The organism is Paenibacillus peoriae KCTC 3763 (assembly GCF_000236805.1).
Lineage (GTDB): Bacteria > Bacillota > Bacilli > Paenibacillales > Paenibacillaceae > Paenibacillus > Paenibacillus peoriae.
Genome location: NZ_AGFX01000011.1, coordinates 753,140 through 777,016 on the forward strand (window position 1 = coordinate 753,140; position 23,877 = coordinate 777,016).

Below are 23,877 nucleotides of genomic sequence, written 5' to 3' on the forward strand. Positions count from 1 at the left end.
CAACCTGCTGACGAAGTGAAGTCCGGATGGACAAGGGAAGAAGGGATGAGTCACGGACGAATTATTACTGCGTCTGGCTAACGACAAGGAATGGACGCATACGGAAATGACGGCGCTGCTGACACGACTGGATGAAGAGCCGGTCGTGCGTGCTCAATTACGAGAGCTGGCAGCTCGCACCAAAATGGAGCGTTATGGCAAGGGTGTTTTTTTACGGGGATTGATTGAATTCTCCAGTATATGTCGCCAGGATTGCATGTACTGTGGGCTGCGTGCTTCCAACAAACAGGCAGATCGCTACCGATTGAGGCCGGAAGAAATTTTGGCTTGCTGTGCGGAGGGGTATGAACTGGGTTATCGGACGTTTGTACTGCAAAGTGGTGAAGATACCTGGTTTACGACAGCCCGATTGACGAAACTGATTCGGGACATTAAAAGCCGTTTTGCAGATGTGGCGGTGACACTGTCTATTGGTGAACGGGATGATGAAACGTATGAGCTATTATACGAGGCGGGAGCAGACCGTTTTTTGCTGCGTCATGAAACAGCTTCCCCTCGTTTGTACGCCAAGCTGCATCCGACCATGACGATGGAAAGCAGGCGCAGTCGTCTGCTGGCACTGCAACGAATCGGCTTTCAGATCGGGGCCGGCTGTATGGTGGGGCTACCGGGACAAACCAACAGTGAGTTGGCAGACGATCTGGCCTATCTGCATAGCCTGAACCCGGATATGATCGGAATTGGCCCTTTTTTACCGCATAGCAATACGCCGCTGCGGGATGCCAGCCAGGGGAGTATGGAAAAGGCGCTGGATATAATCTCGTTGTCTCGATTGGTAGTTCCGGATGCGCTCATTCCGGCGTCTACGGCGATGGGGACCATTCACCCCCAAGGCAGGGAGAAGGCCCTTCAGGCGGGGGCGAATGTGGTTATGCCCAATTTGTCCCCGCTGGCGGTGAGACCCAAGTATGCGATTTATGAAAATAAAATATGTTTGGGCGATGAATCTGCCCAATGCCGACATTGTCTGGAGCTGCGAATCCGTGGAGCCGGGTTTGAAGTGGACATGGGACGGGGGGACAGTATAAAGGCCCAGCGACAGTTTGCGAGACAGGAAACCTAAAGAGACTCTATAACGGAAACATTGCAGTAACCATAAATAAGGAGATGGGTATACGTGAGTGGAGTACGGGAGAAAGTGTCGGCGGATTTTATTAATGAAGCAGAGATTATGGCGGCCGTGGAGCAGGGGAAGCAAGAGGCGACAGATCGAAATCGGATTTTAGAAATTCTGGAAAAGGGGAGAGCCTGCCGGGGGCTGAGTGCGAGTGAAGCGGCGGCTCTTTTGCATGTGGAAGATCCTGAATTATTGGAAGAGATGTTCAGATCATCGCGTGCGGTTAAAGAGCAGATTTATGGCAACCGGATTGTGCTGTTCGCTCCGCTATATGTTAGCAACCACTGCGTCAATAACTGCGAATACTGTGGCTACAAGCATACCAATGACAGCTTTACACGCAGCCGCCTGACACCGGAGGAACTGGCCGAGGAAGTTCGGGTGCTGCAGGAAATGGGGCACAAACGGCTTGCGCTGGAAGCGGGGGAGGACCCGGTCCATTGTTCTATTGATTATATCATCGATTGTTTGCGTCAGATCTACGATATAAAGGTGGACAACGGGAGCATCCGGCGGGTTAATGTTAATATTGCCGCAACGACGGAGGAGGATTACCGGAAGCTTGTGGAGGTCGGGATCGGTACGTATATTTTGTTCCAGGAAACGTATCATCGCGAAAGCTATCGCAAATATCATCTGCAAGGACCTAAACGGGACTATGATTGGCATACGACCGCCATGGACCGAGCCATGCGTGCAGGCATAGATGATGTGGGGATCGGTGTGTTGTACGGTTTGTACGATTTCCGCTATGAAACCATCGCGATGCTTAAGCATGCGGAGCATCTGGAAGAAGTGTTTGGCTGCGGCCCTCACACGGTTTCGGTTCCCCGACTTCGTCCGGCTGAAAATGTGGACCCGGAACGTTATCCGTATCTAGTGAGTGACGAGGATTTTATGAAAATTGTAGCGGTTCTACGGCTGGCTGTACCTTATGCGGGAATGATCCTGTCTACGCGCGAGGAGTCGGAATTCAGGGACCGTGTCATTGGTTTGGGTGTATCGCAAATCAGTGCTGGTTCTGCTACCGGTGTAGGGGCATATGCAAGACAAGAGGCGGATGATAAGCCTCAGTTCGAGGTCGGGGATCATCGCTCTCCGGTGGAAATTATCAAAAGTCTCTGCCGTGGCGGATATATGCCAAGCTACTGTACAGCTTGCTACCGTGAGGGACGGACCGGAGATCGCTTCATGGAACTTGCCAAATCTGGACAAATCCACAATGTGTGTCAGCCGAATTCGCTGCTGACCTTTCAAGAATATTTGCTGGATTATGGGGATGAAGAGGCACGTGAGCTGGGAGCCGCCGCCCTGCGAGAGAATCTGGAGCGTATTCCACGTCAATCGACTCGCCGTTTGACGCTTGACAGGCTGGAACGGCTGGAAGCAGGCGAGCGCGATTTGTATTTTTAGCGAGTAGAACGGAAAGTAAAAAGCAGTCGCGTTGGGGATCAGCGCGACTGCTTTTGTGTGGAGAAAGAAAAAACATTAATGATGGGATTTTTCAGCAATAGCTGTTGGCTCCAAGGCGTGCTCCCAAGCCAGCATAGCAGATGGAAAGCATTCAATGGCACGTGGGAAGACACCCTGTACATAAGCAATAAAAACACCATAGTTCACAATCGGCACCCCTGCGGCTTTTGCTTCCGAGAGTCGATGAAGCATCGTACGCCGGTTGAGCATGCAGGCACCGCAATGGATAACCAGTGCATACTCGCTTAGATCGTCAGGAAAGCTGGGGCCGGATGCATGCTCGATGATGAGGCGCTTGCCTATCGTTTGACGGAGCCAGCGGGGAATTTTTACTCGGCCGATATCATCTGATTGGCACTGGTGCGTACAGGCTTCAGCAATGAGTACCCGATCCCCGTCCTTGAGATGCTCAATGGCTCTTGCGCCTCGCACCAGCTCGTCAAGATCTCCTTTATGACGGGCGAACAGGATAGAAAAGGAGGTAAGGGGCACATCCTTGGGTGTATCTGCCGCTACTTTCATAAAAACCTGTGAATCAGTAATGACCAAGCGAGGCTTACTTCCCAGTCGCTCCAACGTCAACCGCAATTCATGCTCTTTGGTCACGACTGCGATAGCATCGCTCTCCAGCGTATCGCGGATTGTCTGCTGCTGCGGCAGAATCAGTCGACCCTTTGGTGCAGCTTTGTCGATGGGAACGACCAGCACGACAATATCGCCGGGTGACAGCAGGTCACCGACAATGCGAAAACGATCCTCGTTGTGGGGGAGCGTACTGGTGATAGCCTTTTTCAGTTCCGTATCTCCCCGGAGCATAGAGGCACTGAAAGGAATCAGGGTGAGATCCAGTTCAGCCTCCAGCGTTGTGATCATTTGTTCTGATTCAGTAAGGGTATCGACTTTGTTTAAAACCCCAATGACAGGAATCTTTTTGGTGCGGAGCTTGTCAAGCAGTTCAAGCTCGAAGGAGTTGACTCCGACCGTAGCATCGACAACCAGCAGAGCCAAATCCGTACTGTTAAGTATTTGTAGCGTTTTGTCACGACGCAGTGCCCCGATCTCACCCTCATCGTCCAGTCCGGCGGTATCCACCAGAACAATAGGACCAGCAGGGAGCAGCTCCATCGGCTTAAAAACCGGGTCCGTGGTTGTTCCTCCTATAGGAGATACCACAGCGGCGGGCTGACCGGTCAGGGTGTTCAGAATACTGGATTTACCTGCGTTGCGGCGACCGAGCAGGACGATATGCGGTCGGTTGCTGCGAGGGGTATCATTCATTCCCATAGTGAGTTCCTTCTTCCTGCCCCGGAATTCCGGGCTTGGTTACGGTATAGGGATGGCACAATTGCTCAATTCGCGAGCGTGTCAGCAGACCGCGTTCTTCTGCAATATCCTCTGGTGTGCGACCCTGTGTAATAGCTGCTGATGCAATGGTGGCTGCTTCATCATAGCCAAGCTCCGCGACAAGCGCGGAAGCCATCACAGCTGAGTTGCGCAGATTTGCAGAGCAGCGTGCTTCATCTACGGTCAGGCCACGTACACACCGTTCCTCGAACAGTTGAACGGCATTGCTGAGAATATGCAGCGATTCCAGCAGTGATTCGGCAATCAGCGGCAGGAACGCGTTCAGCTCCAGCTGTCCGGAGGCAGCCGCCATCGTAATAGCCGCATCCTCCGCCATCACGCGCATCGCTGTCAATCCGGCCATTTCAGCCATTACCGGGTTGACTTTGCCAGGCATAATAGAGGAGCCGGCCTGAACCGGAGGCAGCGTGTATTCCCCGATACCACCGCAAGGACCAGAGGCCAGCAGACGAAAATCGCCGGATATTTTGAGCAGGTTGACGGCGGCGGATTTGAGCAGACCCGATACCTCCACAAAGACATCCATATTCTGAATCGGGTCCATGGGGTGGTCGCTGCGACATAGCCCTAGTCCAGTCTCGTCCGCCAGCTGTTCGACCATCCGGTAACTGTAAGCGCGAGGCGCATTCATACCTGTGCCGATGGCCGTGCCGCCAATAGGGATTTCTCGCAGCCGTTCCTCAGCTTTGTAGAGCCGCCAGCGGTCACGTGCTATGGCCTTGGCGTAGGCGCCGAAGCCTTGCCCGGCCATCATGGGCAGGGCATCCATCAGCTGTGTACGGCCCAGCTTGAGCAGGTCGGCATATTCCGTTTCTTTTTGCTGTAAAGCCGCCTGTAACGAAGACATGGCGTCACATAAAGGCCGAAGCAGCCGTATCGCTGCAATTCGGAGCGCTGTAGGATAGACATCATTCGTAGACTGGCAGCAGTTGACATCATTCAGCGGATGTACAAGCTCGTATTGTCCTGGCTGGTCCCCGAGTTGTACGATGGCCAGATTAGCAATGACTTCATTCACATTCATATGGGTACTGGTGCCTGCGCCGCCTTGCAGAGCGTCGACGGTAAACATATTTTGATACCGTCCGGCGAGTAATTCGTCGCAGGCCTTTATAATGGCAGCAGAACGGTGAGCAGGAAGTCGTCTCTGCTCACCGTTCACTTGAGCGGCTGCTTTTTTGACCAACACAAGCGCTTGAATCAGTTTTTGGTTCACGGGCCTGCCACTGACTGGAAAATTGTTCATCGCGCGTGCGGTGTGAATACCGTACAAGGCATCTGCAGGAATTTCCATGTCTCCTAGCGTATCCCGCTCGGTTCGCGTATCTTTGGCCAGAGGAGAAGAGGGAGTCATAGACCCGTCGCCGGAATGCGCGTCATATGCAGTAGCTGACGTGCACTTGCAGCCCGTTTTTCCTCAACCCGGGCATGAACCAGATCTGGCTCGACCAGCTTGAGGGCTTGGGTTGGGCATTTTCCAATGCAGGCCGGACCGCCGTCTACACCTTCGCACAGATCACATTTGCTGGCAATCATCCGTTCTTTGGGTTGCAAACGGCCTGACATATTGGTGTACAGTCCGTCTTGCACGACAGGCTGCCCATCTCTATACTGAGGCACCATAGTAATTGCGCCGTAAGGGCAGGCGATCATACATGTTTTACAGCCAATACAGCTTTCGCTGTTAATGAGAATACAACCGTCTGCGTTCGTAATGGAGCCGTTCGGACAAGCGTTGGCGCATGGGGCATCCTCACAGTGACGGCACTGAACGGGTGCGGTGACTTCATATGATTTGATCACCTTCAGCCGAGGGTGAAAATGAAACTCATCATCCGGCGAGATAAAGGGGTTATCCGGCGAATGTGCGATCACACATGCGATTTCACAGGTACGGCAGCCGATACACTGATCGGGATCAGCTAAAACAAAGCGATTCATACAAATTCGACTCCTCTCTAACTAACAACAAAATATAATCTCTACTGCTCTATAAGCTGAGCTTAAAAGTTACCAATTGTGTTATATATTCTTATGTGTTTACCGAACTTAATGAAGGGAGTGATCGTTATTCCCACTGGTGGAAACATCACTGCTGCGGCTCTGCTTGCCGGGCCCGCGTTTCTGAAAGGTCGTGTGCAGCAGATGGTGCGATACATGACCAAGCGGCTCACCCAAAAATTCATCATAAAGCTTGATGATAAAAGGGTTCTCATGCGATTTGCGCACCTGAGATGCAGCATCATGCCCATAGATGGACGATTTACGCGCACGATAAGCCTCGATTTTTTGTTTTTCCAACATGAGCTTGGGTTGCCCTCCTCCGCTGATACATCCAGCCGGACAGCCCATGACCTCGATAAAATGATAGTCACATTCGCCCGCCTGCACACGATCCAGCAGCTGGTAGGCATGTTGCAGCCCAGCGACGACCGCCACCTTGAGCTGCAGCTCGCCCACCTGAACTTCGGCTACTCGAATACCTTCTTCGCCACGTACAAAATCCAGCTGGAGCTTCGGCAGCTTCTCATTCGTCAGCAGCTCATAACCTGTACGGATGGCAGCCTCCATAACCCCTCCGGTCACACCAAAAATAGTGCCAGCACCTGAATATTGTCCTAACGGTGAATCGAATTCTTCATCAGGCAGGTTCATAAAATCAATTCCGCGCTGCTTGATCCAGTATGCAAGCTCACGCGTCGTCAATACCTCATCCACATCACGGTAGCCGTCGGATTCCATTTCAGGGCGGTCGCATTCAAATTGTTTACAGGTACATGGCATGATTGCGACGCTGTAAATATTCGCAGGCTTCACCTCGTCCAGCTGTGCACCATAAGTCTTGACCAGCGCTCCCAGTATTTGCATTGGCGATTTGCAACTGGATAGATGGTCAAGCAGGTCGGGATATTCAATCTCGGCAAAACGAACCCATGCCGGACAGCAGGATGTGAACATCGGTAACGGTCCACCCTCAGTCACGCGGCGAATCAGTTCGGTGCCTTCCTCCATGATGGTTACGTCAGCTCCGAAATTCGTATCATATACCCGATCGAAGCCGAGGCGGCGAAGGGCAGCGGCCATTTTGCCAGGTGTCAAAGTACCGAACGGCATACCAAATTCCTCTGCCAGTGACACGCGTATGGACGGAGCGCATTGGACGATCCGAAGCTGTCCTGGTTTTGTCATCATGTCAGTTACCTTATTCAGGTTATAGCTATAATAGGCAGCAAATAGCGGTTCGCCGATGTCGGCAGGCATTTCGCGTTCACGCAGACGTGCCTGCCGTCTGATGGCGGCTTCCTGTGGAGATGCATCCGCCCAATCTGATGCGTATACACTGCATATTTGTACACATTGACCGCAAAAAACACAGCGGTCTGCGTTCACGGTTTGCGGTTCTCCCGGCAATCCCTCTATGGCACCTACCGGACAAACATCCGCGCAGCGTCTGCATCCCGTGCACAACGTAGGGTCGATATGAATGACAGGGACTGTACAATCAGAATCAGTCGCCTCCATACAAGGAGGCGAAGAGATCTTGTCTGTTGTCGTTGACATGGTTTTCTACCTTTCTGCGGCTGATTTTGACCTTGGCTGAAATTGGCCTTATAAGCGTGGGAAAAAGACTTCCCGCCGACGCTCTGGAGGCGAGTCGACTGCGCCCTTGGCCAGTCGTAACACCTGATTTGGACAGGCCTCTACACAGGCAGGCTGTCCGTCTGCCGTTTCTGCACACAAATCGCATTTGCTTGCGGCGGTGCGGGGGAGGGCGGCCCGATTGGCATGGCGAGTCAAGCCGGATTGCGTCACAACGTGTCCTGCCCGATAAACTGGAGACACCTCAATGGCTCCGAAGGGACAGGCCAAAACACAGGAGGTGCAGCCGATACATCGTTCTTCATCAATCATGACCACGCCGTCCTCCTGACGAATGGCCTGCACTGGACAGGCATGTGCGCAGGGGGCATTTTCACAATGCCGACATTGCACAGGCACATACGCATCCCCAGCACGTACCACATACACCTTGGGTACGACAGGCACGCTGACGGTTCCGACCGAAGCTCCTACGCCGCCCGCCCGACTGTGTACGGCGAAGCACGCCAGTTCACAGGCTTTGCATCCAATACATTGCCCGCCGTCTGCGACTACGAAGGAGGAGGCGACAGCGTTTGTTCTGTCGGCTGCGCCCATTCTGCTCGTCGAACGGTGCAGCGTGTTTCGTGCGCCGCTCATCTTGTCACCTTATCAGCCAAAACGGCTTCATGGACGTTCATCTGTCTGCGAATCCGCTGGTACGATGCATGTACATCCCGTTCGGCCTGCGCTTGGTCGGCAATCCGCTCCAGCCGGATGGCGCAATATTTTAATTCCGGGGTCTTGGATACCGGATCGAGAAAATCGGCGGTCAGTTCGTTACATGCTCCGACCCACCAGTGATAGGTCATGTAGGTTGCACCTTGCTGTACGCGGTCACTGACTTGTGCCCGTGCCATAATGCGCCCCCGGCGGGAGGAGATGGCGACAATTTCGCCATCGAGAATGTTCAGATCCGATGCGTCTTGCGGGCTAATCTGAATAAAGCCCGGCTCATCAGCCAGCTGGCGCAGCGCACGGCAATTGCCGGTCATGGTGCGCACGGAATAATGTCCTACCTCGCGAACAGTAGACAAGACAAGCGGGAATTTGGCATCCGGCTGTTCTTGTGGTGGACGCCATTCGCAGGCGAATAGACGGCCTTTACCGCTAGGCGTGGAAAATTGATTGCCTTTATACAAATACGGTGTACCTGGATGATCTTCGGTAGGGCAGGGCCATTGCACGCCGCCTTGTTCCGCCATTTTTTGGTAGCTGGCACCAGCGAATAACGGGCAGAGGCTGCGCATTTCATCCCAAATTTCCTCTGTGTTTGCATAGGACATAGGGTAGCCCATGGCGGTAGCAACCTCACTAATGATGGCCCAGTCCGGCTTGACATCACCCTGTGGCTCGACGGCCTTGCGGATGCGCTGAAAGCCACGGTCTGCCGAGGAATATACACCGTCATGCTCGCCCCAGGCGGTAGAAGGGAGGATGACATCGGCGTGCAGCGCCGTTTTGTTCATGAAAATATCCTGCACCACGACAAATTCCAATTGGTCCAACGCTTCACGCAGCTCGGCGGCGTTCGGATCACTTTGTACAGGGTCCTCGCCGAAAATATAATAAGCCTTCAGCTTGTTCTCCTTCAGGATGAGGTGCGGCACCTCTGTAAGGGGATATCCTTTTTTACGCGGCAACTGCTCGACACCCCATGCTTTTTCAAACTTTTTGCGAACCGCAGTATCCGTTACATCCTGATAGCCAGGATACACATTCGGCAATGCGCCCATGTCACAGGAGCCCTGTACATTGTTTTGTCCACGCACGGGTCCGATGCCCACATTCGGCTTGCCCAGATTTCCGGTCAACAGGGCAAGGGAAGCGAGCCCCTTTACCACGTCAACGGCCTGTGAAAATTGACATACGCCCATTCCGTACAGAATGGTAGCAGTAGGGGCCTTGGCATATTCCCTCATCGCCGCCCGGATGTCAGCTGCCTTGACTCCCGTAATGCCTTCCGCATATTCGGGCGTATATTTTTTAATGCTGTCTACATATTCGGCAAAGCCTTCAGTGTTTGCTTCCACATACCGTTTGTCGTACAGTTCTTCATGTACAAGCACATGACCAAAAGCGTTGACCAAAGCCATATTCGAGCCGCCTTTTAGAGGCAGCCACATATCTGAAATACGTCCAGTTTCAGTCATGCGTGGATCGCATACAATAATTTTGGCACCTCTTTGCTTGGCAGCTACGATGCGTCTGGCGACGATCGGATGCGTTTCGGGTGCGTTGTAGCCAAACACGAATAAAAGATCAGAGTGTTCAATTTCAGGAATAGAATTGGACATGGCTCCATCCCCGAGTGAGTATGTCAGACCCGCCACAGAAGGGCCGTGGCATACACGAGCGCAATGGTCAATATTGTTTGTGCCAATGACCGCCCGCATGAACTTTTGCATGACATAATTAGCTTCGTTTCCCGGACCACGTGCAGAGCCCGTCCCCATAATGGAGTCAGGTCCGTATTTTTCCTTAATTGCTGACAGCCGTTCGGCCGTATATTGAATGGCTTCCTTCCACTCCACTTCTTCCATGACCCCATTTTTGCGAATCATGGGCTTGCGCAAGCGTGCAGTCAGAATTTGCGGGTCATTCAGAAAATCCCATCCATAGTGTCCTTTCAGGCACAGTGTTCCTTCATTTGTACGGCCATTAGCTGGCTCTGCGCCGATTACCTGTCCCTTGTCCACCAGCAAATGAAGCTGACAACCACTTCCGCAGTAGGGACATACCGTTAAGACCTTGTCTGCCATGTGTGCAGCACCTCTTTTTATATGAAATAGATGAAACTCGTGACATGAAAAAAGCCAATACAAAAATGCCGCTTTACGCTGCATCCTGTACTGGCTTATCCGCGAGCGAGGAGACAAGCTCCTTCCCGCTAATCCAACCGGTGTATGTGTTGTAGTTCAAGAGTAATGATAATATGTCCGTCTCCATGGACGGAGGGACAGACCTCCCAGGTGTAAGTGAAGGGACTGCCGATTGTTTTTTCCGCTTCGCTCATAAACTCTTTTTCCAGATAAGGTCGAAGGACGTTCCAATATTCTCTAACCTTATCCTTAGCCCCTTCATGAACGAGAATTTCGGACAGATTGGACAAGGTGCCTCGAATTTCTACCGTAATCCGGAGCGGTGAATCCAGTGAAACCTTGACGTTATCCGGACCTTTTCCCCGGTAATGCTTAACAATGCATACGGCTAGCTTCCTTATGCGCTCACGGTATTCCCATTCGGTATTCACATCTGGACACTCCGCTTCGAATCAAAATAAAGGCGTACTTGCCGCACATGCCGGACAGCCTGTGTAGCTGGTTCTGGAAAGGATGTAACCGTCCCGTCCACAAAGTGGTCTGCCCAGCACGGCGTATCACTCTTTTATGGTAGAACAGGTTGACCCGGAAAGATGTGAAATTCATTACACCTAACCAAATTTTTACATAGTTTTGATTGGATATCGGTGTGCTGGGGATTTAGTGGAGGGATAATATGATTGGATGCCTTTAAGAAAACGGCTTTTTAAGAGAGAAATCATGCACTGATTCGTTGGTATTTTTGTACGGGACAAAATCGAACATTTACACTACCTCTTTCATAGTATACAGCATTTGATGAAGAGAGGTGATTACTGATGGAAATACCAGTAACAGGTTTTGTTGTACATTCCGGTGACTCCGACTCTGACCATTCGCATAGGCTTTTTATTACTTCGTGGGACGGTAGACCAGTTAATAAGGTTCACGTTCATCCTTTTAAGGGGACTACATCATTTGATGTGGGACACTGTCACCATTACTGTGGGGAAACAAAGTCGGCTCCAAGTGGTGTTCCGCATGTTCATCATTACTGTGCGGAAACATCATGTAACGATCAACATAGACACCTCATTAAAGGAACAACAGGACCAGCCATTCCCTTGCCAGGAGGTGGTCATTACCACCGTTTTGAAGGATGTACCACAGTAAGTGGTAAAATTCCTCACGTTCACAAGTACGGTGGAAGTACTGGAGATGAGGAAGAATGCCGCTATTAATCCATTTGAAAAATTCATCCCTGTACTATTTATACTGTTTGTAAAGGTGAGCCATACTTGGAATTGCAATGCTTAAAGGAATGGTCACAGTTATAATCGCCTCTTGGGCTTTACGCTAAAAATAAATAAAATGAATCCAAAAGGATGAGCTGCTAAAAGCTTGTCCTTTTTTCCTATCTCCACCGATACGCTACAATAAATTCAGCCTGATCCCCCTCCTCATAACATTACTAGTCCACTTATAGGCCGAGGCTATCACTTCTATAGATATCATATCTTAGACCAATCAAACAGGTCGTGGTATATTGTTGACATCCAAAAGAGAGCCGTATAGCTTCTCTCCACTAGTTCGAAAAACACAGGGGTGAATGTTGATGAGTAAAAAGACCATGTTCGAGAAAATTTGGGATAACCATGTCATCTATCAGGAAGCGGGAAAGCCGAGTATTTTGTACATTGATCTTCACTTGGTACATGAGGTAACCTCGCCGCAGGCGTTTGAGGGACTTCGTCTTAGCGGACGCAAGGTGCGTCGTCCAGAGCTTACGTTTGCGACAATGGATCATAACGTACCAACGTTTGATCGCTACAATATTACGGACCCGATTTCCAAACAGCAGATTGATACGTTAACTCATAATTGCCGCGATTTCGGTGTTACACTGTATGATCTGGATAGCATTGATCAAGGTGTCGTTCACGTTATGGGGCCTGAACTTGGTCTGACTCATCCGGGGAAAACGATTGTTTGCGGTGACAGCCATACCTCCACACACGGTGCGTTCGGGGCGCTTGCGTTTGGTATCGGAACAAGCGAAGTAGAGCACGTAATGGCAACGCAATGTCTCCAGCAGGCGAAGGCAAAAACGATGGAAGTTCGTTTTGTAGGCCGCCGCAAACCGGGTGTAACAGCAAAAGATATGATTTTGGGTGTCATCGCCAAATACGGTACAGATTTTGCTACAGGCTATGTTATTGAGTACACAGGTGAATCCATCCGCGAATTGAGCATGGAAGAGCGTATGACGGTGTGTAACATGTCCATAGAGGGCGGAGCTAGAGCAGGAATGATTGCACCAGATGAAACGACCTTCAATTACTTGCGTGGACGTGAGCATGTACCGCAAGGAGCTGCTTTTGAGCAGGCGGTTGCTGAGTGGAAAGAGCTTGTTACAGATGAAGGCGCTGAGTTTGATATTGTGCTGGAGTTTGCCGTGGATTCTTTAATTCCACAAGTGACCTGGGGCACCAGTCCAGGTATGGGTACGGATATTTCTTCGAATGTACCCATTCCGGCAGAATTGCCGACAGAAAACGAACGTAAAGCGGCTGAAAAAGCGCTTGAATATATGGATTTGAAGCCAGGTACACCGATCACGGATATTGCGATTGATTATGTATTTATCGGCTCCTGCACCAACGGGCGGATTGAAGATTTGCGTGCTGCGGCCGAGGTTGCCAAAGGCTATCAGGTATCTGACAGAGTAACGGCAATCGTCGTACCAGGCTCGGGTCGTGTGAAAATTCAGGCTGAAGAAGAAGGACTGGACGTTATTTTCAAGGAAGCAGGCTTCGAGTGGCGTGAAGCGGGCTGCAGCATGTGTCTTGCGATGAATCCGGACGTGCTCCAACCGGGACAGCGTTGTGCGTCTACTTCTAACCGTAACTTTGAAGGTCGTCAGGGACGTGGAGGACGGACTCACCTCGTATCTCCGGCAATGGCAGCCGCTGCGGCGATTCATGGACGTTTTGTCGATGTACGTGATTGGAAATTCAAGCAGGAAGCAGTAGTCCGCTAGGATACAGAGGAGGAATTTACGATGGAAGCATTCACTACATTAAAAGGAATCGTAGCGCCTGTGGATCGGGTGAACGTGGATACGGATGCTATTATTCCTAAGCAGTTCTTGAAACGAATCGAGCGCACAGGCTTTGGACAGTTTCTGTTTTATGAGTGGCGTTTTGATGAGGCAGGCAATGTCAATCCTGAATTTGAACCGAACAAGCCTCGCTACGCAGGGGCGTCTGTGCTGATTTCTCGCGCCAACTTTGGTTGTGGCTCCTCTCGTGAACATGCGCCGTGGGCGATCATGGACTATGGATTTCGCTCTGTAATCGCACCGTCTTTTGCGGATATCTTCTATAATAACTGTTTTAAAAACGGTATTTTGCCGATCAAGCTGTCTGAAGAGCAAGTAGAGGATTTATTTCAGCGCACGGCGAAGCATGATAGCTACCAATTGAACGTTGATTTGAACGAAAAAACAATTACTGACGATTATGGTTTGCGTATTGATTTTGATCTGGATGAGCATCGTCGTCAATTCCTGCTGCAAGGTTTGGATGACATTGGCTTGACGCTCCAGCATGAGGCTGAAATTCTGGCTTATGAACAAAAGCGTGCTGCCAAGCAAGGCGCATAATCATCATTTGAACAGAAAGCCCGTATTGGCAATTCTTTTGCCTGCGGGCTTTTTTTATTTTTAGAATTAAATTGGTAAATAAGGGGTTGACGACTCGACTGAGCATGGTATTGTAAATGTGAAATGGTTGAGGACTATATTTATGCAGGAGCACAAAAAATATTACATATAGAAGTTAGGGGAATGAGGATGAAGAAATACGGTTGGGTGATATTAGCGGCGATCTTGATCTGGTTGTGGCCGTCCTTCCCTCATGCGAATGCTGCAGGAGCAGAGTTGTTTCTGGATGGTAAAAGAGTGGAAGCACCGGCGGATGCCAGACCTGAAATGGTCAATGGCAAAGTCATGGTACCACTTCGAGTGGTTGGGGAGCAGCTTGGATATCAGTTCAAGTGGGAGCCGCAAGCCTATAAAATTTCAATTCAAAAAAACAGCACGGATATGGCTATGTATGTAGGCCGCACATCGGCTGATGTGAATGGTAAAACAGTTAGTCTGGATGCGCCTCCTGTGCTGCGTGGCAACTCGACGATGGTTCCGTTGCGTTTTGTCGGGGAGCAAATGGGACTAAAAGTCGACTGGAATAATAAAAGTAAATCCGTAAACCTTAGTCAAAAGGCGGCAGCTCCGCAGACAGATCAACAGTCCCAATCCCAAAAAACGTCACAAACGCCAACAGAAAGTAATAAAAGCACGCAAAAATTGTTTACCACTACAGCGACGACAACAAAATCCATTAAAGTAGACAAGCAAACGGAAACGGCATCTTCACCATCCAAGCAGCAGAATGCAGAACAGACCACAGCCAATGCGTTGCTTGTACAAAACATTTCTTTTGAGAGGGACACATTAAAGATTTCTCTGAACAAAGACGCAACCCCTAAAGTGTCCGAAATGACGGGGCCTGACCGCATTGTTGTAGATTTACCAGGGGCTTCGCTGGCGTCTGATTTTTCCCAACTGTTTCCGATTCGTAAGGATGGCACACAGGCTTTGACGAACAGTGACAGCGAGGATGTGGAGGAAATCAGATTTGCTCCCGCAGATGGGCAAAATGGGGGCGTTCGTGTCGTCATTGCCTTGAACCAGGCACGTGATTACGAGCTTTCAACAAATAGCACGGGTGAAATCGTCCTCCAATTGCGTGAGCATAGTGTGAACCCTCAAGTGGTCACGCCGACTCATGTCGAAGGACGGCGGCTTGTCGTAATTGATCCTGGACATGGTGGCAAGGACCCTGGAGCAGCCAGTGTGTCTGGACGACGCGAGAAGGAGTTTACATTGGCCGTAGCCTTAAAGGTTCAGCAGCTTTTGCAAAATGATCCTTCAATTCAGGTCGTAATGACCCGGGATGGAGATACGTATCCGACGCTCGATGAACGCGCCCAACTGGCGAATGATCAACAGGCGAGCGTGTTTATTTCTATCCATGGCAACAGTATGCCAGCCTCCAATAACGGAAAAGCGAATGGCTCTGAAACCTACTATGCACGCCAGGAAAGCTTGAGTCTGGCAACGACGATGCACAAGCATCTTGTAACGGCTACCGGTTTTAAGGATAACGGTATTAAGATGGCAAGCCATTTGGTAACAAGAAAATCGCAAATGCCGGCCGTGCTGCTGGAATGCGGCTATCTGAGCAATCCGTCTGATGAAGCAGCTATGTTTACAGAAGAAACACAGGAGAGGATTGCACAAGGTATTGTCGATGGATTAAAAGAGTATTTAGGAACAGAAACGGTGACAACAGAAGCGCTTAACTAAGTGATTAATCAAGAGGGTTAAAAAAAGAGCTGCTTTCCACCTTTATGGAAATTCATGGAGGTGAAAAGCAGTTTTTTTATTTTTTTCGACGATGACTTTTGACGGAAAACGAAAGGACTATTTTTTTAGTCATAATTCGACAAAAATAGTTCTTAGGCACGTATATTTCTGATATGATGGAATATATTCGCAACTTTTGGTGTGAGATAACGTCTAAAAGGTTGTCTGATATTACATAAGCGCGTATATCAGGTCGCCGCACCGGAGCATGTGGCAAAAAAAATATGAATGGAAGGGTGACGAATGAAGAAATTTGGTTTTTTGTTGTTATTATTTGTCTTCATGTGGGCGGTTCCGGGTTATGGACATGCGGCTTCGAGTGGAACGCAAATCTATCTCGACGATCAACAGTTAAGTGTCCCTAGTGGCGCTAAGGCGCAAGTGATAGGCGGAAGCACAATGGTTCCGCTACGCGTAATTTCTGAAAATTTAGGATATGACGTGACATGGAAGCAGCAGGCGCGAACCATAACGATTGAGAAGGACAGTACTTCGATCCGAATGAACATCGGAAGCAAGACGGCGACTGTCAATGGAAGCGACATTAGTCTGGATGCTTCGCCTCTGCTGCGTTCCAATTATGCCCTTGTACCGCTTCGTTTTATCGGGGAGCAAATGGGACTGGACGTAAAATGGGACAGCAGCTCCAAGTCCGTAAAATTATATACCCGCAGCAGCGGGTCTGGGAACGGGGAATTTACACCTCCGAAATCCGGGAATAACAGTTCTAGTACAGGAAGTGTAACTACACCAGCTAATAATGCGAGCACAGGTGTTACACCAGTACAGGAAATCAGTTTCAGCCAAAATCGTTTAACCATCACAACTGCGGGTACAGTCAAGCCAAAAGCGTTTGCGATGACAGCTCCTGACCGGGTTGTTGTGGATTTGCCAGCAACTGTGTTTGCTGACAATTTTGGAGATCAGCAGAATCTGGATAACACCTTGAATGGTTCACTGGACATTCAGAATGAAGCGGATGTGTCCGGTATCCGTTATGCTTTGTTCCAAAAGGAGCCTTCAACAGTCCGGGTTGTTATTGATTTGAAGCATGCCATGAACTACACTGCATACAATGATGGATCCAATCATGTCATCGTCGATCTGGCAACCAAGGATTCAATCAATACAACGCCTGATGCCACGTTGCCAGATGGTTCATCACCAGACGATTCACAGACATCACCAGTGAACAGTAATGGTAAAAAGGTCGTTGTTATTGATGCAGGTCATGGAGCAAAGGATTCTGGGGCAGTTGGGGTTTCAAGAAAAAATTACGAGAAGACCTTTAACCTGGCTATGGCGTTGAAAGTGGAAAGCATTTTAAAGCAGAATCCTAAGCTTGAGGTCGTATTGACGCGCAGCGACGACACATTCCTGGAGCTTAAACAGCGGGTAAAAGTGGCTGAAAATCTCAACGCTAATGTATTTGTGTCCATTCATGCTAACAGCAGCGGCAGTTCAGCTTCCAACGGTACAGAGACGTATTACCAGCGGAGTGCCAGCAAAGCGTTCGCGGACGTTATGCATAAGTACTTTGCTCCTGCAACGGGTCTGACAGACCGGGGCATTCGTTATGGCAATTTCCATGTGATTCGGGAAACGACTATGCCAGCCGTTTTGCTTGAGGTAGGATATTTGAGTAATGCAAAAGAGGAAGCCACACTGTTTGATGAAGATTTTCAAAACCGGGTAGCTCAGGGGATTGCAGATGGCATCACAGAGTATCTTGGTGTAAAATAAATCTTCAACAAATCGCTTGCCAACGTCAAGCAAGGAGGGGGACATATGAACAAGAAAATCGTAATCGCAGGTCTGCTGGCACTGTTTGCTATAGCAGGCGCAGGCTGTGCCTCCAAGCAGACAGCTGCTCCGGCAGCTCCGACTCAGGAAACACAAACACCTGCTGCGCCGAATAGTACGCCTGGGCAAACGACTCCTGATTCATCGGCTCAGTCTGCTGACAATAATGGGGCGTCTCAGACTCCTGCATCCCCGTCAACGGAACCTACAACAACCAAGACGGAAACAGGAAAATCAGGAGATCACCAAACGCAGCAGATCACAGTGTACTACACCGATACTCAAGAGACTGGCTTGAAAGAGCAGAAAAAGGAAATTACCTATCCAAGCGAGCTGGAAAAATACCAAAAGGCGTTTGAAGCTTTGCAAAAGAGTGGGGATTCTGCTTTGATACCATTATGGTCTGATAAAATTTCCGTGCATAATATCAAATTGGATAACGGAGCATTGACCCTTGACATTTCTTTGCCGGACGAAGCGCGTCTGGGTGCAGGCGGCGAGGAATTGGCTATTGATGCTTTGAAGAAAACGATGTTCCAGTTCAAGGAAATCAAAACACTGGATTTGCTCGTTGATGGTCAGGCTCTGGAGTCCTTAATGGGACATGTAGATTTGGAACATCCAATGAGCCGTTAACAGATCAGATTATATGAAAATTTCTCGGAAATTTGCACACTTTTCACGTGCAATTTGTGACAAATAATGATAATATAGGAGTGTGTTTCTCGCCTATGCAGGCAGTCATGCACAAATAGTATTCGTTTCTTTCCGGATGATTATTTAGAGTGACCGTCTTGATGCGGGTTATCCCGTATCAGGACGTTTTTTTTGGTAGGAGGTAGGATTCCGTGAATGCAGCAACCGCACGTCATATATTGGATACCATCGGTACGATGTTTCCAGATGCCCATTGTGAGTTGAACCATGACAATGCCTTTGAATTAACGATTGCCGTGTTATTGTCGGCTCAGTGCTCCGATCAGATGGTCAATAAAGTAACGGCAGACCTGTTTCAAAAATACAAGTCACCCGAGGATTATTTGGCTGTACCTATTGAGGAGCTGGAGCAGGATATTCGCAGAATCGGCTTGTACCGAAACAAGGCCAAGCATATTCATAACCTGTGCCGTATATTGATAGACCAGTACGGGGGAGAAATACCATCTGAGCATGATCAGCTAGTCAAGCTTCCTGGTGTTGGACGCAAGACGGCTAATGTCGTCGTATCTACCGCATTTAATGTACCGGCTATTGCGGTGGACACGCATGTAGAGCGCGTATCCAAACGGCTTGGTTTTGCAGGATGGGATGATTCAGTGCTTGAGGTGGAAAAAAAGCTGATGAAAAGAGTACCTAGGGATGAATGGTCATTGACCCACCACAGGCTTATTTTTTTCGGTCGCTACCATTGCAAGGCTCAAAATCCTCAATGTCAGGTATGTCCGTTGCTTGATGTATGCAGGGAAGGCAAGAAACGTATGAAAACGTCTCTTATCAGAAAAGATAAGGAACGTAGAGCTTAAAGACCCATAGAACTTGCAAAGGGTTTAACCATTTATGTGTAGAAAAGGATGAAGAGTAATGAAGTGCATTTCGGTATATACAGACAATTTTGAGGCGTTTTCTGATATTTTTGAGCAGATTGTAACCACAGAGTTTGCTGAAAATGAAGAGCGCGATCTTGAAGGGATTACGGTCAGCCATTCCGGGGATGTACCTGAGCACTATCTGGAACGTATGTCACAAAAGCCAGAAGTGGTCGTAATGAAGGACAAATCCCGCGGAATTACGATTTTGCAGCATGGTCAAGTATTTGAAATTTTACTGCCAGTGCTTGAGACAGCAGCAAATTAAGTGCAATTAGCGGATGACATGTACTGCATGTTCCGGTAGGCGGCTCGGCTGGTCTAACCAGCCTGAAGGCGCATGACCTACGCGAATCTTGAAGACCATCTGTTGCTTACATATTGCTTTCGTCTTTGCCCTTTAAGGGCTTTGATGAAACGCATTCGGTTGCCAAAATACTTATTCCTTTAATTGATGAGCGTCATCCTGAGTACTTACCAGGAGATTCGATTAAATGGAAATTTACAGAACAAAATGAACCTATGGTGATCATTTACGAAAACAGCGTTCCCCAAAGTCAGGCACTGGCGGGGAACGCTGTTTAGTTTTTTTAATTGTGATGATTCTCACAGTGGCACAGGAGTGCTACAATATAGCTATTTGATGCTGTCAAGAGACAAGGAGTGGAACCGTAGCTTATGATGCAAACGATTACAGGGAATGCCGGAAAGTGGTCAGATACAATTGAACAGATACGGAATACTTTGCATACAGCAGGGGACAGGGCGGGAGCCAAGGCTCTGGCTGACCTACTAGAGAAGGCGCATGCAGACGAATTGACCATTGCCTTTTGTGGACATTTCTCGGCGGGGAAATCAAGCTTGATTAATAGCTTGTGCGGTAAGACGGTGCTGCCCTCCGGACCAGTGCCTACGAGCGCTAATGTGGTGTCCATCCGGCATGGACATTCAAGAGCACTCATTCATCCAGCCCGAACATCGGAAAACCCCGAGCCAGAAGTGATGGAAACTTCCATAGCCGAACTGGCTGAATATTGTAAAAATGGCGGGGCCTATGAATCCATTCAGGTATGGGAGGATATCCCGATGCTATCTGGTGGAGGGGTGCTGCTGGATACACCAGGCGTAGATTCCACAGACCAAGGGCATGCGCTGGCGACACATTCAGCTTTACATTGGGCAGATATCGTTTTTTATGTGATGGATTACAACCATGTTCAATCTGAGAATAACTTGTCCTTTGCCAAAAGCTTATCGGATTGGGGCAAGCCGTTATACTTGATCATCAATCAAATCGATAAACACCGGGAGCGGGAGCTTTCATTTACACGTTACCGCAATGAGGTGGAGGCCAGCTTTCATGCGTGGCAGGTCCATTATACAGATATATTGTTTACTTCCTTAAAAGAGCGGAATCACCCTTGGAACCAGTGGCAACAGCTGCCGTCGTTGATCCAGCAATTACTGAAGCGCAAAACGGAGCTGTTGGCGTACAGCCTGGTATCCTCCATGCACCATTTGGTAGAGCAGCATGTGGAGGATGTGCAGGCAGCTGAAGAAGAAGAGCTGAGCATGCTGCTGGAAGAGGCGGGTGGAGAAGAGGCGATTTCCCGCCTGGAATTGGAGCAGAAAGCCTTGCAGCAAGAGGATGAGCAGTGGCGGATGCTTCCGGAACAAGAGCACACACGGCTGCGGCAAGAGCTGGATCGTTTACTGGAGCATGTGCATTTGACACCAGCGGAGCTGCGTGAAGCAGCAGGTGAATATTTGGAGAGCCGCAAGCCCGGCTTTAAAATCGGGCTGTGGTTTGCCGGAGGGAAGACGGAGCGAGAAAAGGAGCATCGCTTGGAGCGGTTGACACGGATGCTGACCGATCAGGTGGAGGGGCAACTACTCCCCCATGTGCGCGAGCTGCTGAGAGCTTGGGGAGAAGGTCATGGGTTGTTGTCTGCTGCGATGGAGCAAGAGCTGGATGGCATTCGTCCTGTAACGGATCGGCAGCTGATTGAGCAGACGGTCAAGGAAACGGCGCTGTCGCCGGAGTATACGCTGAACTATTGTAAGGACCTTCGCGCCGCAGTCACGGCAGATTGTCGCCGCAAGGCGTTGGAGCTGGCAGACCGCCTGCTGGCCCAGCTTACGGTGCAGGCCGAGGGCCGTCGCGCGGCTCTTGCGTCCGCCCGCCATGCGCTGCTGGCGCAGGCTGACGCGGCGAGCCGCTACAGCGCACGGGTGCGCGCTGCGGCTGCACACGCCACCGCGCTGCGCAGCCTGCTGCCGCAGGCCTCCGCGCCTGCCGCGTTGCCCCGCGCGGCTGCGCTTGCTGCTGGAGCCGACGCCGCGGCCCGGGTGGCTCCAGCAGCACTAACAGATCCGTCGCGGCCCGCCATCGCTGGCACATGCGCCGGATCGTCGTTGCCGCAAGCGGGCACGGCGGCGGCACAGTCTGCCGCCGGAGGGCGCCGCACGCGGCTGGAGGCAGCAGCGGCTCGGCTGAAAACCGCCGCTGCCTTGGTAAATCCGTACCCTGCCATGCAGGCGACGGTACGGGATTTGCATGCCCGCGCAGCTGCGCTGGAGGGCGGGCGGTTCACGCTGGCGCTGTTTGGAGCGTTCAGCGCCGGAAAGTCCAGCTTCGCCAATGCTTTGCTGGGCGAAGCGGTGTTGCCCGTATCGCCGCATCCAACGACAGCGGCGATTAACCGTATTATGGCGCCAGCCAGTCCTGAGCGCCATGCCACGGCTGACGTCCACATGAAATCAGTGGACGCCTTGCGGGACGATCTTAAATATTCGTTCCGGTTATTGGGCTTGGGGGAACCGGAGGCAGTAGGCTGGCAGGAAGCCGTACGTGAGTTGTCCCCGGAAGGGATTCACCCTGCCGGAAGGCCGCATTACAGCTTTTTGAAGGCTGCTGCAGCCGGATGGGAAGAAGCTCAAAGCTTGCTGGGCCAGCAGCTTCAGGTCAATCTAGAACAGTATCGGGATTTTGTCGCGTCCGAGCACAAGTCATGCTTCGTGGAGCATATCGACCTTTATTATGATTGCGCTCTGACCCGTCAGGGAATTGTGTTAGTGGATACGCCTGGAGCGGATTCTGTGAACGCCCGGCACACTGGTGTGACCTTCAATTATATGAAGCATGCAGATGCGCTTGTATTTATCACGTATTACAATCATGCGTTTACCCAAGGAGACCGGCAATTTTTGAACCAGTTGGGCCGAGTTAAAGAGACGCTGGCGCTGGATCAGACCTTTTTTATCGTCAATGCCTCTGATTTGGCTTCATCCGAAGAAGAACTGCAATCCGTGACCCGACATGTACAGGAACAACTACAGGCGAATGGAATCCGAAAGCCGCGTATTTATCCGTTGTCCAGCATGCTCGCACTCGAAGCAGCCGAACAGGGAGAGCCCTCGCTGCGTACAGCTTCGCGTTTTGATGGGTTTGAAAAAGACTTTTCGGCATTCGCAGCTGATGAGCTGGCGGGCTTGTCTATTGCTTCTGCAATGCAGGAGCTGGGGCGGGTGCGAAACCGGATAGAGCAGCATGCCGCTGATGCCCGGTATGGTGTAGAAGAACGTGCGATTCGATTAGAGCGATTAAAACGTATTCGCAGCGAGCTGGAGCAGCTACTCCAAAACCTGTCTGACAGCAGCGGTGCAGCTGTTTTATTAGGTGAAACCGATGAACTACTGTATCATGTGCGTCAACGGCTTGCTTACCGGATTGGAGAGTTTATGGCCGAGGCGTTTCATCCGTCTGTTTTACGCGAAGGAGCAGGGGATCTTCGTTCAGCCTTTGCCTCCTGTGGTCGTGAACTGATGCGATTATTTGAGCTGGAGCTGTCCCAGGAATTATTGGCAACTACACTCCGGCTGGAAAAAACGGGGAAAGCCTTGGTAGGCAAGGCTATACAAGGGTGTACGGAAGAGATGAACCAGCGGCTGACAGGTTTGGATTGCACAGCACCTGAAGCCAGAGCATGGTCTGTTCCTGAACTGATTGAAATTTCGCTGCAGGATTCCGTCCTGTGGAAGGAGTATTGGAATACCTTTAAAAATCCGAAGCTTTTTTTTGAAGGGGCTGGTCGGGCGAATTTGCAATCCAAATTGGAGCCGATCCTACGCGAGAAAGTTGGCGAAGCTATTGAGGTACAGCGGGAACGGATGTCTTCTTTTTACGTTAAGCTAATGCAGGAGGAGCAAACATGGCAGATGGCACAGCTTCGAGAGCAGATGCTGGAGACGCTTGGCGGTATGGAGCATGCGCTTGCAGGTGATGAGCAGCCGCAGGTCTGGGAAGAGCTGGCAGGTCGTATTGCCGAACTGGAGCAGGAAGCAACGCTAATTCAATAAATATATACACCATTGCAAGAAGGCTTCAGGACACCGGGTTGTGGGACAACCCGGTGTTTTAAGCATGCTTCAAAAAGAAAGGAAAACTGAGGAAATAGCCCTATTCAATGATAAGAAAGCGATTTAATTTACCTAATCACCCGCCAATTGCGAACCTGCCTGAAAACGGTCTGTTATCCTCTTTGC

General features: G+C 50.3%; 18 protein-coding genes and 1 pseudogene. 12 read left to right on the forward strand and 7 right to left on the reverse strand.

Annotated elements, in window-relative coordinates:
• Positions 1–73: 73 nt before the first annotated feature.
• Complete coding sequence (hydE, locus tag KQI_RS0106000; protein WP_277813518.1) at positions 74–1,123, forward strand: [FeFe] hydrogenase H-cluster radical SAM maturase HydE; 1,050 nt, start codon at positions 74–76, stop codon at positions 1,121–1,123.
• A gap of 54 nt (positions 1,124–1,177) precedes the next feature.
• Positions 1,178–2,590: a [FeFe] hydrogenase H-cluster radical SAM maturase HydG gene (hydG, locus tag KQI_RS0106005; RefSeq protein WP_010345839.1), complete on the forward strand. Its 1,413-nt coding sequence runs from the start codon at positions 1,178–1,180 to the stop codon at positions 2,588–2,590.
• 75 nt (positions 2,591–2,665) lie between these two features.
• Here hydG and hydF read toward each other — a convergent pair whose 3' ends face one another.
• The 7 genes from hydF to KQI_RS0106040 form a co-directional block, all read right to left on the reverse strand.
• On the reverse strand, positions 2,666–3,934 hold the full coding sequence (gene hydF / locus KQI_RS0106010; RefSeq protein ID WP_010345840.1) for a [FeFe] hydrogenase H-cluster maturation GTPase HydF: 1,269 nt from the start codon (positions 3,932–3,934) through the stop codon (positions 2,666–2,668).
• Entirely contained in the window at positions 3,921–5,369 is a 1,449-nt protein-coding gene (locus tag KQI_RS0106015; RefSeq protein ID WP_010345841.1) for an aspartate ammonia-lyase, read from the reverse strand. Before KQI_RS0106015 ends, hydF begins: the two co-directional genes overlap by 14 nt.
• Positions 5,366–5,956: a 4Fe-4S dicluster domain-containing protein gene (locus KQI_RS0106020; RefSeq protein WP_010345842.1), complete on the reverse strand. Its 591-nt coding sequence runs from the start codon at positions 5,954–5,956 to the stop codon at positions 5,366–5,368. Before KQI_RS0106020 ends, KQI_RS0106015 begins: the two co-directional genes overlap by 4 nt.
• Positions 5,957–6,064: 108 nt before the next feature.
• On the reverse strand, positions 6,065–7,576 hold the full coding sequence (locus KQI_RS0106025; RefSeq protein WP_241763855.1) for a [FeFe] hydrogenase, group A: 1,512 nt from the start codon (positions 7,574–7,576) through the stop codon (positions 6,065–6,067).
• A gap of 48 nt (positions 7,577–7,624) precedes the next feature.
• A complete protein-coding gene (locus KQI_RS29510) occupies positions 7,625–8,254 on the reverse strand; it encodes a 4Fe-4S dicluster domain-containing protein (RefSeq protein WP_010345845.1) in 630 nt (209 codons plus the stop codon).
• Positions 8,251–10,416, reverse strand: coding sequence for a formate dehydrogenase subunit alpha (fdhF, locus tag KQI_RS0106035; RefSeq protein ID WP_010345846.1), 2,166 nt, complete (start codon positions 10,414–10,416; stop codon positions 8,251–8,253). Before fdhF ends, KQI_RS29510 begins: the two co-directional genes overlap by 4 nt.
• A gap of 128 nt (positions 10,417–10,544) precedes the next feature.
• Positions 10,545–10,907 (reverse strand): Na-translocating system protein MpsC family protein, encoded by a 363-nt coding sequence (locus tag KQI_RS0106040; protein ID WP_010345847.1) that lies wholly within the window; start codon positions 10,905–10,907, stop codon positions 10,545–10,547.
• Positions 10,908–11,294: 387 nt separating this feature from the next.
• On the opposite strand from KQI_RS0106040, the gene KQI_RS27740 reads away from it, so the two are divergent.
• The 10 genes and pseudogenes from KQI_RS27740 (at position 11,295) to KQI_RS0106095 (ending at position 23,691) form a co-directional block, all read left to right on the forward strand.
• Positions 11,295–11,696: a YmaF family protein gene (locus tag KQI_RS27740; protein WP_080572118.1), complete on the forward strand. Its 402-nt coding sequence runs from the start codon at positions 11,295–11,297 to the stop codon at positions 11,694–11,696.
• A gap of 374 nt (positions 11,697–12,070) precedes the next feature.
• Positions 12,071–13,495 (forward strand): 3-isopropylmalate dehydratase large subunit, encoded by a 1,425-nt coding sequence (gene leuC / locus KQI_RS0106055; RefSeq protein WP_010345850.1) that lies wholly within the window; start codon positions 12,071–12,073, stop codon positions 13,493–13,495.
• A gap of 21 nt (positions 13,496–13,516) precedes the next feature.
• Entirely contained in the window at positions 13,517–14,119 is a 603-nt protein-coding gene (gene leuD / locus KQI_RS0106060) for a 3-isopropylmalate dehydratase small subunit (RefSeq protein ID WP_010345851.1), read from the forward strand.
• A gap of 189 nt (positions 14,120–14,308) precedes the next feature.
• A complete protein-coding gene (locus tag KQI_RS0106065; RefSeq protein WP_010345852.1) occupies positions 14,309–15,883 on the forward strand; it encodes an N-acetylmuramoyl-L-alanine amidase family protein in 1,575 nt (524 codons plus the stop codon).
• Between the two features lie 303 nt (positions 15,884–16,186).
• The gene (locus KQI_RS0106070) at positions 16,187–17,686 is read left to right on the forward strand and encodes an N-acetylmuramoyl-L-alanine amidase family protein (RefSeq protein ID WP_010345853.1); all 1,500 of its coding nucleotides are present in this window, start codon (positions 16,187–16,189) and stop codon (positions 17,684–17,686) included.
• A 45-nt stretch (positions 17,687–17,731) separates the two neighbouring features.
• Positions 17,732–18,382: a GerMN domain-containing protein gene (locus tag KQI_RS0106075; protein ID WP_010345854.1), complete on the forward strand. Its 651-nt coding sequence runs from the start codon at positions 17,732–17,734 to the stop codon at positions 18,380–18,382.
• 212 nt (positions 18,383–18,594) lie between these two features.
• Positions 18,595–19,269 carry an endonuclease III gene (gene nth / locus KQI_RS0106080; RefSeq protein WP_010345856.1) on the forward strand — a complete coding sequence of 225 codons (675 nt, stop codon included), beginning with the start codon at positions 18,595–18,597 and terminating at the stop codon, positions 19,267–19,269.
• A 58-nt stretch (positions 19,270–19,327) separates the two neighbouring features.
• Positions 19,328–19,600, forward strand: a complete 273-nt coding sequence (locus KQI_RS0106085) for a hypothetical protein (RefSeq protein ID WP_007430739.1) — start codon at positions 19,328–19,330, stop codon at positions 19,598–19,600.
• A 113-nt stretch (positions 19,601–19,713) separates the two neighbouring features.
• Positions 19,714–19,842 (forward strand): annotated as a pseudogene (locus KQI_RS29160) (glutathione peroxidase); the annotation flags it as partial.
• A gap of 168 nt (positions 19,843–20,010) precedes the next feature.
• Positions 20,011–23,691 carry a dynamin family protein gene (locus tag KQI_RS0106095; RefSeq protein ID WP_010345859.1) on the forward strand — a complete coding sequence of 1,227 codons (3,681 nt, stop codon included), beginning with the start codon at positions 20,011–20,013 and terminating at the stop codon, positions 23,689–23,691.
• The last annotated feature ends 186 nt before the right edge of the window (positions 23,692–23,877 follow it).

Excerpts from the sequence above, each read along its gene's own strand:
- hydF (WP_010345840.1), bottom strand. The coding sequence starts at position 3,934 with ATGGGAATGAATGATACCCCTCGCAGCAACCGACCGCATATCGTCCTG.
- KQI_RS0106015 (WP_010345841.1), bottom strand. The coding sequence starts at position 5,369 with ATGACTCCCTCTTCTCCTCTGGCCAAAGATACGCGAACCGAGCGGGAT.
- KQI_RS0106020 (WP_010345842.1), bottom strand. The coding sequence starts at position 5,956 with ATGAATCGCTTTGTTTTAGCTGATCCCGATCAGTGTATCGGCTGCCGT.
- KQI_RS0106025 (WP_241763855.1), bottom strand. The coding sequence starts at position 7,576 with ATGTCAACGACAACAGACAAGATCTCTTCGCCTCCTTGTATGGAGGCG.
- KQI_RS29510 (WP_010345845.1), bottom strand. The coding sequence starts at position 8,254 with ATGAGCGGCGCACGAAACACGCTGCACCGTTCGACGAGCAGAATGGGC.
- fdhF (WP_010345846.1), bottom strand. The coding sequence starts at position 10,416 with ATGGCAGACAAGGTCTTAACGGTATGTCCCTACTGCGGAAGTGGTTGT.
- KQI_RS27740 (WP_080572118.1), top strand. The coding sequence starts at position 11,295 with ATGGAAATACCAGTAACAGGTTTTGTTGTACATTCCGGTGACTCCGAC.
- leuC (WP_010345850.1), top strand. The coding sequence starts at position 12,071 with ATGAGTAAAAAGACCATGTTCGAGAAAATTTGGGATAACCATGTCATC.
- leuD (WP_010345851.1), top strand. The coding sequence starts at position 13,517 with ATGGAAGCATTCACTACATTAAAAGGAATCGTAGCGCCTGTGGATCGG.
- KQI_RS0106065 (WP_010345852.1), top strand. The coding sequence starts at position 14,309 with ATGAAGAAATACGGTTGGGTGATATTAGCGGCGATCTTGATCTGGTTG.
- KQI_RS0106070 (WP_010345853.1), top strand. The coding sequence starts at position 16,187 with ATGAAGAAATTTGGTTTTTTGTTGTTATTATTTGTCTTCATGTGGGCG.
- KQI_RS0106075 (WP_010345854.1), top strand. The coding sequence starts at position 17,732 with ATGAACAAGAAAATCGTAATCGCAGGTCTGCTGGCACTGTTTGCTATA.
- KQI_RS0106085 (WP_007430739.1), top strand. The coding sequence starts at position 19,328 with ATGAAGTGCATTTCGGTATATACAGACAATTTTGAGGCGTTTTCTGAT.
- KQI_RS0106095 (WP_010345859.1), top strand. The coding sequence starts at position 20,011 with ATGATGCAAACGATTACAGGGAATGCCGGAAAGTGGTCAGATACAATT.